16 protein-coding genes are annotated in these 15,149 nt (G+C 61.7%); 8 read left to right on the top strand and 8 right to left on the bottom strand.

Going from position 1 to position 15,149, the window contains the following annotated elements:
* Nucleotides 1–95: 95 nt before the first annotated feature.
* The 4 genes from OU997_RS03635 to OU997_RS03620 all read left to right on the top strand — a co-directional run bounded on the left by OU997_RS03635 (nt 96) and on the right by OU997_RS03620 (nt 4,822).
* Entirely contained in the window at nt 96–725 is a 630-nt protein-coding gene (locus OU997_RS03635; protein ID WP_108487944.1) for an alpha/beta hydrolase, read from the top strand.
* Nucleotides 726–753: 28 nt separating this feature from the next.
* Entirely contained in the window at nt 754–2,100 is a 1,347-nt protein-coding gene (locus tag OU997_RS03630; protein ID WP_267809049.1) for a tryptophan--tRNA ligase, read from the top strand.
* A 151-nt stretch (nt 2,101–2,251) separates the two neighbouring features.
* A complete protein-coding gene (zapE, locus tag OU997_RS03625) occupies nt 2,252–3,346 on the top strand; it encodes a cell division protein ZapE (RefSeq protein WP_267809047.1) in 1,095 nt (364 codons plus the stop codon).
* A gap of 138 nt (nt 3,347–3,484) precedes the next feature.
* Nucleotides 3,485–4,822: a DEAD/DEAH box helicase gene (locus tag OU997_RS03620; protein ID WP_108487947.1), complete on the top strand. Its 1,338-nt coding sequence runs from the start codon at nt 3,485–3,487 to the stop codon at nt 4,820–4,822.
* A gap of 33 nt (nt 4,823–4,855) precedes the next feature.
* On the opposite strand, the gene OU997_RS03615 is transcribed toward OU997_RS03620, so the two are convergent.
* The 4 genes from OU997_RS03615 to OU997_RS03600 form a co-directional block, all read right to left on the bottom strand.
* Nucleotides 4,856–5,218, bottom strand: a complete 363-nt coding sequence (locus tag OU997_RS03615; RefSeq protein WP_267809045.1) for a VOC family protein — start codon at nt 5,216–5,218, stop codon at nt 4,856–4,858.
* A 79-nt stretch (nt 5,219–5,297) separates the two neighbouring features.
* Nucleotides 5,298–5,753, bottom strand: coding sequence for a PAS domain-containing protein (locus OU997_RS03610; protein ID WP_108487949.1), 456 nt, complete (start codon nt 5,751–5,753; stop codon nt 5,298–5,300).
* 3 nt (nt 5,754–5,756) lie between these two features.
* Nucleotides 5,757–6,758: a response regulator gene (locus OU997_RS03605; RefSeq protein WP_108487950.1), complete on the bottom strand. Its 1,002-nt coding sequence runs from the start codon at nt 6,756–6,758 to the stop codon at nt 5,757–5,759.
* 86 nt (nt 6,759–6,844) lie between these two features.
* On the bottom strand, nt 6,845–8,086 hold the full coding sequence (locus OU997_RS03600; protein WP_267809042.1) for a TIGR03862 family flavoprotein: 1,242 nt from the start codon (nt 8,084–8,086) through the stop codon (nt 6,845–6,847).
* A gap of 114 nt (nt 8,087–8,200) precedes the next feature.
* Here OU997_RS03600 and OU997_RS03595 point away from each other — a divergent pair, with 114 nt between their 5' ends.
* Both OU997_RS03595 and OU997_RS03590 read left to right on the top strand, forming a co-directional pair.
* The gene (locus OU997_RS03595; protein WP_267809041.1) at nt 8,201–9,337 is read left to right on the top strand and encodes an aminotransferase class V-fold PLP-dependent enzyme; all 1,137 of its coding nucleotides are present in this window, start codon (nt 8,201–8,203) and stop codon (nt 9,335–9,337) included.
* Between the two features lie 9 nt (nt 9,338–9,346).
* The gene (locus OU997_RS03590; RefSeq protein ID WP_267809039.1) at nt 9,347–9,952 is read left to right on the top strand and encodes a nucleotidyltransferase family protein; all 606 of its coding nucleotides are present in this window, start codon (nt 9,347–9,349) and stop codon (nt 9,950–9,952) included.
* A 90-nt stretch (nt 9,953–10,042) separates the two neighbouring features.
* Here OU997_RS03590 and OU997_RS03585 read toward each other — a convergent pair whose 3' ends face one another.
* From OU997_RS03585 to OU997_RS03575, 3 genes are read right to left on the bottom strand one after another with little or no spacing between them, the layout of a single operon-like run.
* A complete protein-coding gene (locus OU997_RS03585; protein WP_267809036.1) occupies nt 10,043–10,867 on the bottom strand; it encodes a class I SAM-dependent methyltransferase in 825 nt (274 codons plus the stop codon).
* 13 nt (nt 10,868–10,880) lie between these two features.
* The gene (gene ampC, locus OU997_RS03580) at nt 10,881–12,041 is read right to left on the bottom strand and encodes a class C beta-lactamase (RefSeq protein ID WP_267809035.1); all 1,161 of its coding nucleotides are present in this window, start codon (nt 12,039–12,041) and stop codon (nt 10,881–10,883) included.
* Nucleotides 12,042–12,097: 56 nt separating this feature from the next.
* On the bottom strand, nt 12,098–13,018 hold the full coding sequence (locus OU997_RS03575) for a histone deacetylase (protein WP_267809033.1): 921 nt from the start codon (nt 13,016–13,018) through the stop codon (nt 12,098–12,100).
* 185 nt (nt 13,019–13,203) lie between these two features.
* On the opposite strand from OU997_RS03575, the gene tesB reads away from it, so the two are divergent.
* Together tesB and OU997_RS03565 are read left to right on the top strand one after the other, a co-directional pair.
* Nucleotides 13,204–14,073, top strand: coding sequence for an acyl-CoA thioesterase II (gene tesB, locus OU997_RS03570; RefSeq protein ID WP_267809032.1), 870 nt, complete (start codon nt 13,204–13,206; stop codon nt 14,071–14,073).
* Between the two features lie 16 nt (nt 14,074–14,089).
* Complete coding sequence (locus OU997_RS03565; protein ID WP_267809029.1) at nt 14,090–14,677, top strand: HAD family hydrolase; 588 nt, start codon at nt 14,090–14,092, stop codon at nt 14,675–14,677.
* A 68-nt stretch (nt 14,678–14,745) separates the two neighbouring features.
* Here OU997_RS03565 and cueR read toward each other — a convergent pair whose 3' ends face one another.
* Nucleotides 14,746–15,144, bottom strand: coding sequence for a Cu(I)-responsive transcriptional regulator (cueR, locus tag OU997_RS03560; protein WP_108487958.1), 399 nt, complete (start codon nt 15,142–15,144; stop codon nt 14,746–14,748).
* Nucleotides 15,145–15,149 lie beyond the last annotated feature (5 nt).

The following is a 15,149-nucleotide window of genomic DNA, read 5'->3' as shown; positions in this document are numbered from 1 at the left end:
ATACCGCAATGCAATGCCGAAACGATTACGGCGGTTCTGCGGCGCAGGCTGTCAGCTAGACGAGTCGACCCACTGCGAGGTCACGGAGTTCCCTGTTGCTCACCCGCGAAACCCCCATCACGATTGCCGGCCCCTGCGGCCTACTTGAGGCCCTCTGGCTGGACACCCCCGACGCCCGTGGCGTGGCGCTGATCTGCCACCCTAACCCGGTGCAGGGCGGCACCATGCTTAATAAAGTGGTCTCCACCCTGCAACGCACGGCCCGTGACTGTGGTCTGGCCACGTTGCGTTTCAATTACCGTGGTGTCGGTGCCAGCGCCGGCAGCCATGACATGGCCAGCGGTGAGGTGGACGATGCCGAGGCCGTGGCGAACTGGCTGCGTGCGCAGCACCCTGAATTGCCAATGACCCTGCTGGGCTTTTCCTTTGGTGGTTTTGTTGCCGCCGCGCTCGGAGCGCGCCTTGAGGCCCAGGGGTTAACGCTCGAAAAACTGTTTATGGTGGCCCCGGCGGTGCATCGTCTGATGGATGACACGCCACCGGCCAGTCATTGTCCGCTGGTCCTGATCCAGCCCGAAGACGACGAAGTGATCGACCCGCAGGTGGTTTACCAGTGGTCGGCAGCACTCGGGCGTGCCCATGAGCTGCTGAAAGTGGCAGAATGCGGCCACTTTTTTCACGGCAAGCTGACCGACCTGAAGGATTTGCTACTGCCGCGTCTCTGAACTGATTGAGCCTCAATAAGCGAACGTTATGACCACTCGTATCCTTACCGGCATCACCACCACCGGCACGCCGCACCTGGGCAACTACGCGGGTGCGATTCGCCCGGCCATCGTCGCCAGCCGCGCCGCCGATGCGGATTCGTTCTACTTTCTGGCCGACTACCACGCGTTGATCAAGTGCGATGAGCCAGCGCGCATCCAGCGTTCCCGTCTGGAAATCGCTGCCACCTGGCTGGCGCTGGGGCTGGATACCGACAAAGCCACCTTCTACCGCCAGTCGGATATCCCCGAGATTCCCGAGCTGTGCTGGTTGCTTACCTGTGTGGCCGGCAAGGGCTTGCTCAACCGTGCCCATGCCTACAAGGCCTCGGTGGACAAGAACGTCGAAGCCGGTGAAGACCCGGATGCGGGCATCACCATGGGCCTGTTCAGCTACCCGGTGCTGATGGCCGCAGACATTCTGATGTTCAACGCGCACAAGGTGCCGGTCGGTCGTGACCAGATTCAGCACGTGGAAATGGCCCGCGATATCGGCCAGCGCTTTAACCACTTGTTCGGTCAAGGTAAAGAGCTGTTCACCCTGCCCGAAGCGGTGATCGAGGAAGACGTGGCCACCTTGCCCGGCCTCGACGGCCGCAAGATGAGCAAAAGCTACGACAACACTATCCCGTTGTTTGGCAGTGCCAAGCAGCTCAAGGATGCCGTGGCGCGGATTGTGACCGACTCCAAGCTGCCAGGCGAGCCGAAAGACCCGGACAGCTCGCACCTGTTCACCCTCTATCAGGCCTTTGCTGCACCGACTCAGCAGGCGGATTTCCGCGCGGCGCTGGAAGGTGGCCTGGCCTGGGGCGAAGCCAAACAGGCGTTGTGCAACCTGCTGGAAGCCGAGCTGGGCGAAGCCCGCGAGCGTTATCACGCGCTGATCAGCAAACCGGCCGATCTGGAAGACATCCTCCTGGCCGGTGCCGCCAAGGCGCGCAAGATCGCCACGCCGTTTCTCGGCGAGCTGCGTGAGGCCGTGGGCCTGCGCTCGTTCCGCAGCCAGGCCGTCAACACGGCGGGCGAGAAGAAGAAAGCCGGCAAGAGTGCACGCTTTGTCAGCTTCCGCGATGACGACGGTAGCTTCCGTTTCCGCCTGCTCGATGCCACTGGCGAGCAACTGTTGCTGTCCAAGTCGTTTGCCGATGGCAAGGCGGCAGGCATGGTCAACAAGCGTCTGCAATCCGGTGAAGCATTGGATGTGCGCGAGCAGGACGGCGGCTTTGGCGTCTGGCTGGACGATGAATGCGTGGCGCAAAGCCTGGCATTCGCCGACAGCAGTGCCTGTCAGGCGGCTATGCAGCGCCTGCGTGAGACCTTGGCACCGCAGGATTAAGGTGTAGGTTGGGTTGAGGAGCAGCGCGACGAAGCCCAACGTTGCGTTTTTGTTGGGCTTCGCTGCGCTCAACGCCAACCTACCCGATTGCCAATCCACCGGGGCGTCGCTAAAGTGACGCCCCCGTTTTACTTGCCCGGCTAACGAGTTTATGACGCCCCTAGAACGCTACCAGGCTGACCTTAAACGCCCTGATTTCTTCCATGACGCTGCGCAGGAAACGGCGGTGCGTCATCTGCAGCGCCTGTATGACGACCTGATCGCCGCCGACAAGGGCAGCGCCGGCGTATTTGGCAAGCTGTTCGGCAAAAAGCCGCAGGGGCCGGTCAAAGGTCTTTATTTCTGGGGCGGCGTCGGGCGTGGCAAGACCTACCTGGTCGACACCTTCTTCGATGCGCTGCCCTTCGAGCGCAAGATGCGTACGCACTTCCACCGCTTTATGAAGCGTGTGCATGAAGAAATGCGCACCCTCAAGGGCGAAAAGAACCCGCTGACCCTCATCGCCAAGCGCTTTGCCGACGAGGCCAAGGTCATCTGCTTTGACGAGTTCTTTGTCAGTGACATTACCGACGCCATGATCCTCGCCACACTGATGGAAGAGCTGTTCAAGAACGGCGTCAGCCTGGTTGCTACCTCCAATATCGTGCCCGATGGCTTGTACAAGGACGGCCTGCAGCGCGCGCGCTTCCTGCCGGCGATTGCCCTGCTCAAGCAGCACACCGAGATCGTCAACGTCGACAGCGGTATTGATTACCGCCTGCGCGCCCTGGAACAGGCCGAGTTGTTCCATTGGCCGCTGGATGCCGCCGCCGAAGAAAGCCTGCAGAAGAGCTTTGTCAGCCTGTTGCCCGAGCACTGCGTGGTGCAGGAAAACGAGGCGTTGATGATCGAGAACCGTGCCATCGTCGCGCGCAAGGTCGGTGATGACGTGGCCTGGTTCGACTTCCGTGAACTGTGCGATGGCCCGCGTAGTCAGAACGACTACATCGAACTGGGTAAAATCTTCCATGCGGTGCTGCTGGCCAACGTCGAACAGATGAGTACTGCCAAGGACGACATGGCCCGACGTTTTATCAACCTGGTGGACGAGTTCTACGACCGCAACGTTAAGCTGATCATCTCCGCCGAGGTGGAGCTTAAAGACCTCTACACTGGCGGTCGTCTTACCTTCGAGTTCCAGCGCACGCTGAGTCGTCTGCTGGAAATGCAATCCCACGAGTTTCTCGCGCGGCCGCACAAGCCTTAACTCAACACGCGTACATTCGTACCTAAAAGCCCGGATCATTCCGGGCTTTGTAGTTGATGGCCGGCTGAAGACAGTCAGGCCGTCTGCGCCCAGGCAGGATAAACTCTGCGCCATCGACTTTTTTCTGCGGTTAGCCCTATGACCTTTGCCTCCCTCGGCCTGATCGAGCCTCTGCTGCGTACTCTCGACAGCCTCGATTACAAAACCCCCACCGCCGTGCAGGCGCAGGCCATCGTGCCAGTGCTCAAGGGCCGTGATCTGATGGCCGCCGCGCAAACCGGCACCGGCAAGACCGCCGGTTTTGCCCTGCCGGTGCTGCAACGGCTGATGATGGAAGGGCCGCAGGTGGCCAGTAATTCGGTGCGCGCGCTGGTGCTGGTGCCGACCCGTGAGCTGGCTGAGCAGGTGTTGCAGAGCTTTCTCACCTACGGTCAGCACTTGCCGCTGCGCAGCTACGCGGTGTATGGCGGGGTCAGCATCAACCCGCAGATGATGAAGCTGCGCAAAGGCGTGGATGTGCTGGTGGCCACCCCCGGCCGCTTGCTTGATCTGTACCGGCAGAACGCGGTGAAGTTCAATCAGGTGCAAACCCTGGTGCTGGATGAAGCCGATCGCATGCTCGACCTGGGCTTTGCCAGTGAGTTGGAAAATGTTTTTGTGGCGTTGCCGAAAAAGCGCCAGACCCTGCTGTTCTCCGCGACCTTCTCGGACGCCATTCGCGCCATGGCCGCGCTGATGCTCAACGACCCGCTGAGCATTGAGGTCAGCCCGCGCAACGCCGCCGCCAAATCGGTCAAGCAATGGCTGATCCCGGTGGACAAGAAACGCAAGAGCGAGCTGTTTCTGCACCTCTACCAGAGCAAGCGCTGGAGCCAGGCTCTGGTGTTTGTGAAAACCCGCAAGGGTGTTGATGAGCTGGAAGCCGAGCTGCAACGCCACGGCATCAGCGCCGACTCGATCCACGGCGACAAACCCCAGGCCACCCGTCAGCGTGCCCTGCAGCGCTTCAAGGACGGCGAGGTCAAGGTGCTGGTAGCCACCGATGTGGCGGCGCGTGGGCTGGACATCGACGACATGCCGTTGGTGGTCAACTTCGATCTGCCCATCGTGGCCGAAGACTATGTGCACCGCATCGGCCGTACCGGGCGTGCTGGCACTACCGGTCAGGCGGTGTCGCTGGTCTGCGCCGACGAAGTGCAACTGCTCTCGGCCATCGAAACCCTGACCCAACAAGTGCTGCAACGCATCGACGAACCCGACTTTATCCCCGACCACCGCGTGCCGCAGACCCTGCCTGGTGGTCAGGTGGTGAAAAAACCGAAGAAACCGAAGAAGCCAAAAGTCGTTGGCGGTGGCAAGGGCGGCAGCCTGGGGCGCTGGATGGAGGCCGACGAGCCAGCCGCCCCGGCGGTCAAGGCTGTGCGCAAGGTGCCCAGCTTTGGCGGTAAGCCGGCCAAGGGCGGCAGAAAACCCTAGGGTGGACAACGCGAAGCCTGTCCACTGCTGGGGCTAACTGTTCTGTGCAATCCGCCAGAGCACGCCGCTGGGGTCGATGATCACAAAGTCGCGCATGCCCCAGGGCTGATCCTGGGGCTGCACCAGACGCACGCCGAAGCGCTCGACCAGCTGCTCATCCAGCACCTTCTGCCACCAGGCCTCGACGTCTTCCACCAGCAGGTGCATGACGAAGTTATCCGCCTGCTCCTTGATGTAGAAATTCTGCAGCAAAAAAGCGCAGTGTTCGCCGTGGCTGAAATAAGCCAGGTCATCGCCGACCCAGCCGGGTTTGAAACCCAGAGCCTGGTAGAACGCCTGGCTCACGGCGAAGTCGCGGGCGGGTACGAAGGTTTTCAGTTCAACGCTGTGCAACATCGGATGGTTCCTGCGCGAGTGGTGTCGAGCAGGCTAATACGGTTGGGCCGGCCCTCTGCCGGAGCCTGGCGAGTAGAGATTAGCGGCTGGCCTGCGCTGCTTCCAGCTGCTTCTTGTGGGTGGCAGCGGCCGTCATGTCATAGATCACCACACAGATGTGTTCCACTGCGTTGCCCGAGCCGCCCAGTGGCAGCAGGGTGACGTTCTGGTACATAAAGTCTTCCTGGCCGGTGATCGGCTGGTAGTTCTTGAAGTGCATCAGGTAGGGATGTTGTTCCCACAGGCTGAAGGCGCGGGTGCCCAGTGCCACGACGGTATCGACCTTGCGCCGCAGCCAGGCTTCGTCGATTTCACTGAACAGGCTGAACAGGGTTTTGCCGTGCACCTCGTCCGGGCCCATGCCGGAATGGTTTTCCATAAAGCTGTTCCACACCTCAACCCGGTATTGGCGGTCGAGCACGATCACCCCGACATCAATGCACTGCACGATATCGAGCAGCCAGTGAACCTCTTTGATATCTATCTGTGCAGGCATGGCTTAACTCATCAGGTAGTTGAGCTTGTTAGTCAGGCGTTTGATCGAATCTTCGGTAAACAGCAGCAAGAGGTCGAAGTGAATGCTGTGGGCTTCCAGGCTGTAGCTCACTTCAATGGCCAGCGTCTTGCGCCAGCGTCGTTGGTTGAGGTGAATCAGCCGCTCGATGGATGAATGCTGGCCCAGCAATTGCGGGTGGCCCTGAGAAAAACGCACATCAATCTGCTCGGCAATCCCGGCCAGGCAGGCACCGGTGAGGATGCTGGCCAGGTCCAGCAGCATTTCCGAGGTCTGGGTGTCGTCCTTGGGTTGCCAGCCCAGCAGTTTCGCCATGTCGGCCACTTCCGAATCATGGAACAGCAGCAGCGCCTCGCCAGCAATGCCATCACCGATAAAGCCCTGGCACACCGCGCTCAGGCGTTCACCGCGCATGGCATCGGTAAGGGTCATGTGCAGCTCACTGACCTCGAAGATGTTCACCTGCGGCACCGGCAATTGCACAAATACGTGCAGCACCTTGGCCAGTAAAGCGGCGGCGCGGCCCATGGCGACGTTGGTGACCTCGCGCAGGGCATCGCGGAAGTTGACCTTCAACTCATCCAGTACGGCGGCCTGGGCGAGGGCGGTGGGGGTGGCCTTGGGGTCGAACAGGCCGAGTTCGAGCAGGGTGCTGCGCAGCGTATCGGGGTCGGCGGGTTTCTTGATAAAGGCCAGTGCGCCGAGTTCCTTGACCCGGCGTACGGCTTCGTCCTGAACGTCGCCGGACACCACCACCACTTTGCAGGCCAGGCCCTCGGCGCGCATGGCGGCGAGGGTTTCATAGCCGTCCAACACTGGCATGGTCAGGTCCAGCAGCATCACCTGGCCCAGCCCCTGGCGCAGGGCGGCCAGGGCCTCCTGACCGTTGGCAGCCTGGCTGATGGTCACCGGCCATTCGGGTGGCAGGGCGCGAATCAACTGCTTGCGCGCCATATTCGAGTCGTCGCAGACCACTAGTGGAATCACGGCTGGAGAGTACCTATGCGCGTGGAAGATCACCGCTCTATGACGGTTTTTCCAAAGCATAGTCGCTTGACGTGCGGCGTGGGGGCTTATCTGTGGTGTGACAGCCAGTTGAGCATGCCCTGGGCAGCGCGGCGGCCACTGGCAAAGCAGGTGGTCAGCAGATAGCCGCCGGTGGGCGCTTCCCAGTCAAGCATTTCCCCGGCGCAGAAGGTGCCAGGCAAGGCCTTGAGCATCAGCTGGCCGTCCATCTGTTCGAACGGCACGCCTCCGGCTGTGCTGATGGCTTCATCCAATGGCCGTGGACGTACCAGGGGGATCGGCAGGGCCTTGATTGCACTGGCCAGCTGTGCCGGATCATTGAAGGCTGCGGCGCTGGCCAGTTCCCGCAGCAGCGCCGCTTTGGCCCCGTCGATCCCGGCCTGGCGGTGCAGGTGTTTGGCCATGGACTGCGACCCGCGCGGTTTGCTCAGGGCCACCTGCAATTTGCTCAGCGGCGTTTGTGGTAACAGATCAAGGTGTACGGTGGCGCTGCCGTGCTGGTTGATCGTTTCACGAATAGCTGCCGACAGGGCGTAGACCAGGCTGCCTTCGAGGCCGCTGGTGGTAAGCACACACTCGCCCAGGCGCGGTGTTTCTCCGGGTAGGCTGAGGCTGACGTTCTTCAGCGGCGCGCCGGCGAACTTGTCGCGCAGAAACGCGCTCCAGGCCGTTACATCGAAGCCGCAGTTGCTGGCCTGCAAGGGCGCGATCGTTACGCCGCGGTCTTGCAACAGACTGACCCAGGCGCCATCCGAGCCCAGTCGTGCCCAGCTGGCGCCTCCCAGAGCCAGCAGGGTGGCGTCCGCTTTGATCAGGTGCTCGCCGGCAGGCGAGACGATCCGCAACGCGCCCTGATCATCCCAGCCTAGCCAACGATGGCGGGTGTGGATGTACATGCCCAGTTCACGCAGGCGCTTGAGCCAGGCGCGCAGCAGCGGCGCGGCTTTCATGTCGGTGGGGAAGACCCGGCCCGAGGTGCCGACAAAAGTGTCGATGCCAAGGTCGTGAATCCAGGCGCGCAGGGCCTCGGCATCGAAGTCCTGCAGCAGCTCGGTCACTTCTGCCTGGCGCGCGCCATAGCGGGCCACAAAGGCCGGCTTGGCTTCGGCATGGGTGATATTCATCCCGCCGACCCCGGCCAGGAGGAACTTGCGCCCCACCGAAGGCATGCCGTCGTAAAGGTCGACCTGCACACCGCCCAGGGCCAGCACTTCGGCCGCCATTAGCCCGGCGGGGCCGCCGCCGATAATGGCAACGCGAGAGGCAGGTGGTTGGTGGTTGTCGGTCATGGCGATATCGGGCGGGAATTAAGGGCGTGCATTCTAACCGAGGCCGCGTGCGCCTTGTCATTTGCCCCGGCTTCGGGCAGGGTCGCGGGGTGAATTTCTGACCGGAGCCCCTTTATGTCTGACCTCTACCCCAGCATCGACCCCGACGGCCTGATCGAATATTCGGTGGTCTACACCGACCGCTCTCTCAACCATATGTCGCAGTCGTTTCAGGGCGTGATGAAGGAGATTTCCAGCACCCTGAAGCAGGTTTACAACGCCCATGCCGTGGCCATCGTGCCCGGTAGCGGAACTTATGGCATGGAGGCCGTGGCGCGCCAGTTGGCCACCGGGCAGAAGTGCCTGGTGCTGCGCAACGGCTGGTTCAGCTACCGCTGGACGCAGATTTTTGAGATGGGGCAGATCCCCTCTGAGTCTATTGTGCTCAAGGCGCGCCCAGTTGCTGATGGCAGCCAGGCGGCGTTCACTCCGCCCCGGCTGGCGGATGTGCTGGCGGTGATCGCCTTGGAAAAACCGCAGGTGGTGTTCGCCCCGCACGTGGAGACCTCTTCCGGCATGATTCTGCCAGATGGCTACCTGCGCGCCGTGGCGGATGCTGTGCATGCGGTCGGCGGCCTGTTTGTGCTCGATTGCATCGCCTCCGGCACCCTCTGGGTGGACATGCAGGCCTGCGGCGTGGACGTGCTGATCAGCGCGCCGCAAAAAGGCTGGAGCGCTTCGCCGTGCTGCGCCCTGGTGATGCTCAGCGAAGCCGCCCAGGCCCGCGTCGAAGCCACGCAAAGCACCAGTTTTGCCTGCGACCTGAAGAAATGGTTGCAGATCATGCAGGCCTACGAGCAGGGCGGCCACGCCTACCACGCCACCATGCCCAGCGATGCCCTGGCGCGTTTTCGCGATGCCATGCGCGAGGCCGAAGCCATTGGTTTCGCTAAGGTGCGCGAGCAACAGCAGGAACTCGGTGAGCGGGTGCGCGCCTTGCTCGCCCGCAAAGGCTTCAAAAGCGTGGCCGCCGAAGGCTTCGAGGCTCCCGGCGTGGTGGTGTGCTACACCACCGACGCGAGCATCAAGAACGGCAGCAAATTCGCTGCCCAGGGCCTGCAGATCGCAGCGGGCGTGCCGTTGCAGTGCGATGAACCAGCGGATTTCCAGACCTTCCGCCTGGGCCTGTTCGGGTTGGACAAACTGGGCAATATCGAGCGCACCGTGGCGACCCTTGAGCAGGCGCTGGATAAGGTGTTGGCGGGTAGTTGAAATAAATAGGTGTTGCTGGACTTGATTAACCGTGCGGGTGAAATTTTGCTTGAGGAGAGGCTGATTTCTATCGTGGCCAAATCAGAAGTGACCATTACTGCACTGAAGGCAGTTAGGCGGTTGAACCTGAGCTCTTGGTGTATAGGTGCGGGCGCGATTCGTAATCTTGTTTGGGATCACCTGCACGGTTTTGAAGTGGCAACCAAGTCCGATGACATAGATGTCGTCTTTTATGACGCAAACGATCTTTCTCTGGAGTTGGAGCAGTCCTTAACATTGCAGTTGGACTTGTCCGAGCCTGAGTTTGCTTGGGATGTAGTTAACCAGGCGGCGGTTCATACTTGGATTCGGCCTCATCCCGGTAAAAAAATGATGCCGTTTCGTTCTCTAGCAGAAGGCGTAGCTTCATGGCCTGAGGTGGCTACATGCGTAGGCGTTACGCTTACGACATCAGGAAAGATTGAGGTTATTTCACCTCATGGCCTTATCGATCTTTTTGAAATGGTGATTCGCTGGAATCCAGAGCGCGTTCCGCGTGAGGTTTACGAGGAGCGCGTTGCTGATAAGCGTTTTTCTGAGCGCTGGCCAAGAGTCAAAGTTCTACCATGTCTTTAAGACTAAGTATTTCGATACCCATAAATCGTCTTTGCGTTACAGCTATGACTTCGGTCTATGGGTATCGCTGTGCTTGCGTGATCTGGCGGGTTAGCCGACCTTGACCGCCTGCAGCGTATAGCTCAATGGCAGCCTTTGCGGCTGGTTATCCAGCCGCCATTCACCATCCTCGCCCAGGCTCATCTGACCCGGTAGGGCTTCCCAGGGCAGGCTGGTGTGTTCTTCCAGTGCCGTCAGACGCATGCCGTGACGCAGCAGTGCGGTGATGATTTCGCCCAGGCCGTGGTTCCATTCGTGGGTGATGCTGGCGGTCAGCAGGGTGTCGGTTTCGACGTAGGTGTGCTCGTTATCCCAGACGGTGGGTTCGCTGTGTTCGAAATAGGGGTGGGCAAGCTGCAGGGCGTCCTCGCAGTCCTCGTCGAGCGCCATCAGCACCGGATGGGCTTCACGTAAGAACAGGCGTCCGCCGGGTTTTAGCAGGGCGGCGACATTGCGCGCCCAGTCATCGATCTGCGGTAGCCAGTTCAGTGCGCCGATGCCGGTGTAAATCAGGTCGAATGATTGCGCCCCGAGCACCTTGGCGGCGTCGTAGACCGAGGCTTCGACAAATTCGATGTGCTCACCGCAGCTGCTTGCCAGTTTGCTGGCTTGCGCCAATGAGGCGGCGGAGAAATCCAGGCCGCTCATCTGCGCGCCCAGACGGGCCAGCGACAGGGTGTCGGTGCCGATATGGCACTGCAGGTGCAGCGCGCGCAGGCCGTGGATATCGCCAAGGCGCGGCAGATCAAAGCGCACGACTTCGGATAAATGCGCGGGCGAGGTGATAAACAGCTGAACCTGGTAATCGGGCGACGCCGCATGCAAGGCGGCGCGCTCGTTCCAGTTGGCTTGGTTCAGGGCAAACGAGTCATCCATGACGGAACTCCATTCAATGTGTGGGGGAATGCGTATCCAGTGCGCTCAGTATGGCGTGGGCCGCCTTGATTCGGGCGGCGTTGGGGTAGTTCTTGTTGGCCAGCATGACCAGGCCGAGGTTCTGACTGGGAACAAACACCGCGTAGGCGCCGAAGCCGCGGGTTGAGCCGGTTTTATTGAACAGGCTGTCGCCTGGCGCTGTTTCCGGCGGTGCGAGGCGTTTAGCCGGTTGCGACTCCAGAGCCATGGCTGGGGAGTTGCCGGCTTGCAGGCGTTCCAGGCTGATCGGGTAGGGGTAACGCTCCCAGCCGAGGCCCTGGGTCATCTCGCCGACGCGGTAATAACCGGTGTGGGTGATGGCGATGGCGCGTTGCAGATCCTCGGTGAGACTGGCCGGATCAAGGTTGGCCTGGACAAAGCGCAGCATGTCCCGGGCGTTGGTTTTCACCCCGTAGGCTTCGGCGTCGAGCATGCCCGGCGTGACCCGCAGCGGCTGGTTGTCCTGGCTGTAGCCGTAGGCATAGCGCGGCAGCTGCGCCGTCGGCACCTGGATATAGCTTTGTGGCATGCCGAGCGCGGGGAACAGCGTGCCCTCCATCAGCGTGGGGAACGGCTGGCCCATGCTGCGCGCGGTGAGATGGCCGAGCAAGCCAATGCTGGGGTTGGAATAGCGCCGATGGCTGCCAGCGGCGTATTCAGGCTGCCACTGGCGGTAATAGGCGAGCAGGCTGGCCGGGTCGGTCACGCTGTCAGGGAACTGCAGCGGCAGCCCGCCAGCGCTGTAGGTGCCGAGGTTGAGCAAGCTGGCGTGTGCCAGCGGGCTGCCTTGCAGCTCGGGCCAGTGCTGGCCGGCGCTGTCGCTGAGGCTCAGTTTGCCGGTACTTTGCGCCAAGGCGGCGAGGGTGGCGGTGAGCGGTTTGCTCAGCGAGCCGATTTCAAACAGGGTGTCGCTGCTCACCGGCTGCTGGTCGTCCAGACGTGCCACACCATAGTTGAAGTAGTGCGCCTGGCCGTTGTGGGTGATCGCCACGGCCATGCCAGCGATGCCGTATTCCTGCATCACCGGGCGGATGGTTTCGTCTACCCGTGACTGCAATGTGTCGCCGGCGTGCGCGGCATTAGCGAATGCGAGAGCGGCAAGCAGTGCCGGCAGGGGGCTGAATTTTCCGTACATGCTGGGCGAATTCCTTGGTGGTGAAGATGCGCGATGTGACAGCGCTGATGGCTTTTTTATCCCAACCCGCGTGCCTGCCAGACCTTGGCGGCGCTGTGGTGCAGGATGCCGTGGCGTTTAGCCAGGGCATAACGGTCTTTGTCGTAACCGCCGCCAATCAGCCCGACCACCGGGATGTCGCGGCCCAGGCAGTGGTTGAGTAAGGCTTCGTCACGGGCGGCGATGCCGGCATCCGTCAGGTTGAGGTAGCCGAGGGCGTCGTGCTGGTGCACGTCGACACCGGCGTCATACAGCACGATATCCGGTTGATACAGCGGCAGCAGGTAATTGAGGGTGTCGTTGACCACCTTGAGGTAGTCGTCATCGCCCATACCGTTGGGCAGTGGAATATCCCAGTCACTGGCGGCTTTGCGCGCCGGGTAATTCTTCTCACAGTGCAGCGATACGGTGATCGCTTCCGGGGTGTTCTCCAGCAGGCGCGCGGTGCCGTCACCCTGGTGCACGTCGCAGTCGAAGATCAGCACGCGCTGGGCCTTGCCGCTGGCCAGCAGGTACTGACTGATCACTGCCAGGTCATTGAAGATGCAAAAGCCAGCCGGGTGATCGTAATGCGCATGGTGGGTGCCGCCGGCCAGGTGGCAGGCCAGACCGTGTTGCAGGGCTTGCTCAGCCGCCAGCAGCGAGCCGCCCACCGCCCGAATGGTGCGCTGGGCCAGGGCGGCGCTCCACGGCAAACCGAGGCGACGCTGCTCCTCATAGGCCAGTTCGCCGCTGGCGAAACGCTGGATATAAGCCGGGCAGTGGGCCAGGGCGAGTACGTCGGTGGGGCACAGTTCGGGGCGTAGCAGCTCGGCATCGGTGCTCAGGCCGCTGGCGACGAGGTGATCGTGCAGCAGGCGAAACTTCTCCATGGGGAAGCGATGGTTGGCCGGGAAGGGTGGGCTGTAGTCGTCGTGATAGACCAGCGGCAGGCGCATGGTGGCAGGCTCGGGCAGAGGTGGCCAAAGTATGGCGGCAGGTTCTGCTTGTGCTCAAGCCCGGCGCTCGATTGGCTAGAATGCTGCCATTATTGTCCACATCCATCTTTCAGTCGGGCCGACAAGCGTTGGCAAAGTCTTTACCATCTCGCCCCCCAGCCAGATGCGTTAACAGGAGAGTGTGCATGAGTCAGGTGTTGAATGAGTTGGTCGCCCTGCTGACCCTGGAAACCATCGAAGAGAATCTGTTTCGCGGCGTCAGTCAGGACCTCGGCTTTCGCCAGTTGTTCGGCGGCCAGGTGCTCGGTCAGTGCGTGTCGGCGGCCAGCCAGACGGTTGAGCCTGAGCGCCACGTGCACTCCATGCATGGCTATTTTTTACGCCCTGGCGATGCCGCGCTGCCGGTGGTCTATCAGGTCGATCGCGTGCGCGATGGCGGCAGTTTCAGCACGCGGCGGGTGACGGCGATCCAGAAGGGCAAACCGATCTTTACCTGCAGCGCCTCCTTTCAATTCGATGAAGAAGGCTTCCATCACCAGAACCCGATGCCGGATGTGCCAGGGCCGGATGAATTGAAGTCGGAAACCGAACTGGCCCGCCTGGTGGTCAATGCCTTGCCTGAGCGCATGCGCGAGCGGGCGATTAGCGACAAACCGATTGAAATCCGGCCGGTGACCCTGAGCAACCCGTTCGCGCCCAAGCCGTGCGACCCTGTCAAGCATGTGTGGTTTCGCGCCGCCGGTGAATTGCCGGATGAGCCGCAGCTGCACAAGTTGCTGCTGGCCTACGCCAGTGATTTCAATCTGCTGACCACCTCGATGCTCCCGCATGGCGTGTCGGTGTGGCAGAAGTTTATGCAGGTCGCCAGTCTCGACCATTCGCTGTGGTTCCATGGCAACCTGCGCATGGACGACTGGCTGCTGTACAGCATGGACAGCCCCTGGGCCGGTAACGCCCGTGGCTTCTCCCGTGGCAGCATCTTTAACCGCCAGGGCCAGTTGGTGGCCTCGGTGGCGCAGGAGGGCTTGACCCGAATCCGTGAGGATTGGAAATGAGACGCGAGGACTGGAAATGAGTCTGAGCGCGGCCCGCCATTGGGTGTTCGATATGGACGGCACCCTGACCCTGGCGGTGCACGATTTCGAGGCCATCAAGCGAGCGCTGGATATTCCACTGGCGGACGACATCCTCGGGCATCTGGCTGGGTTGCCGGAGGCCGTCGCGACCGCCAAGCATGCCTGGCTGCTGGAGCATGAGCGTGAATTGGCCCTGGCTTCGCAGCCCGCGCCAGGGGCGATTGAACTGGTGCGTGAATTGCGCGCGCGTGGTTGCCGTCTGGGCATCCTGACCCGCAATGCTCATGAGCTGGCGCTGCTGACCTTGCGCGCGATTGGCCTGGATGACTGTTTTGCCGTGCCTGACGTGATCGGCCGTGACGAAGCACCGCCCAAGCCTGATCCGGGCGGCTTGCTGCATTTCGCCCGAACCTGGCAGGTCGCGCCGAGCGAGTTGGTCATGGTCGGTGATTACCGCTTTGACCTGGAATGCGCCCGCGCCGTCGGGGCGCGCAGCGTGCTGGTCAACTTGCCGGAAAACCCCTGGCCGGAGTTGGCCGACCATTTCGCCGTGGATTGCCGGGCGTTAAACGGCCTGTTGTAGGGTGGGTCGGGGCGCGTAGCTGGCGCTCCGCTCATCCATCACCGGTGCCGCAATTGGTGGATGGATACTCAATGACCGCACCCTGACTCCAGATCCCTGAGGATCGGGCAGTCCGGACGGTCGTTGCCCTGGCAGCTGTCCATCAACTCCTTGAGCGTGTCGCGCAGGCCGCTGAGTTCGCCGATTTTGCGTTCCAGTTCGTTGATATGGGCAGCGGCCAGGGCTTTGACGTCGGCGCTGGCGCGTTGACGGTCTTGCCACAGAGCCAGTAGTTGGCTGACTTCGGCCAGGGAAAAGCCCAGGTCGCGTGAGCGTTTGATAAACGCCAGGCGATGCAGATCCTGCGGGCTGTATTGGCGATAGCCGCTGTCGCTGCGGCCGGCGGCGGGTAGCAGGTCGATGCTTTCGTAGTAGCGAATCATCTTGGCGCTCAGGCCGGTTTGCTGGGCGGCTTGGCCGATATTCATCCTGC

It is taken from the genome of Pseudomonas sp. SL4(2022) (genome assembly GCF_026625725.1).
Lineage (GTDB): Bacteria > Pseudomonadota > Gammaproteobacteria > Pseudomonadales > Pseudomonadaceae > Aquipseudomonas.
Note: the sequence above shows the minus strand (reverse complement) of the source record. Positions and strands in the feature narration are given on the sequence as shown.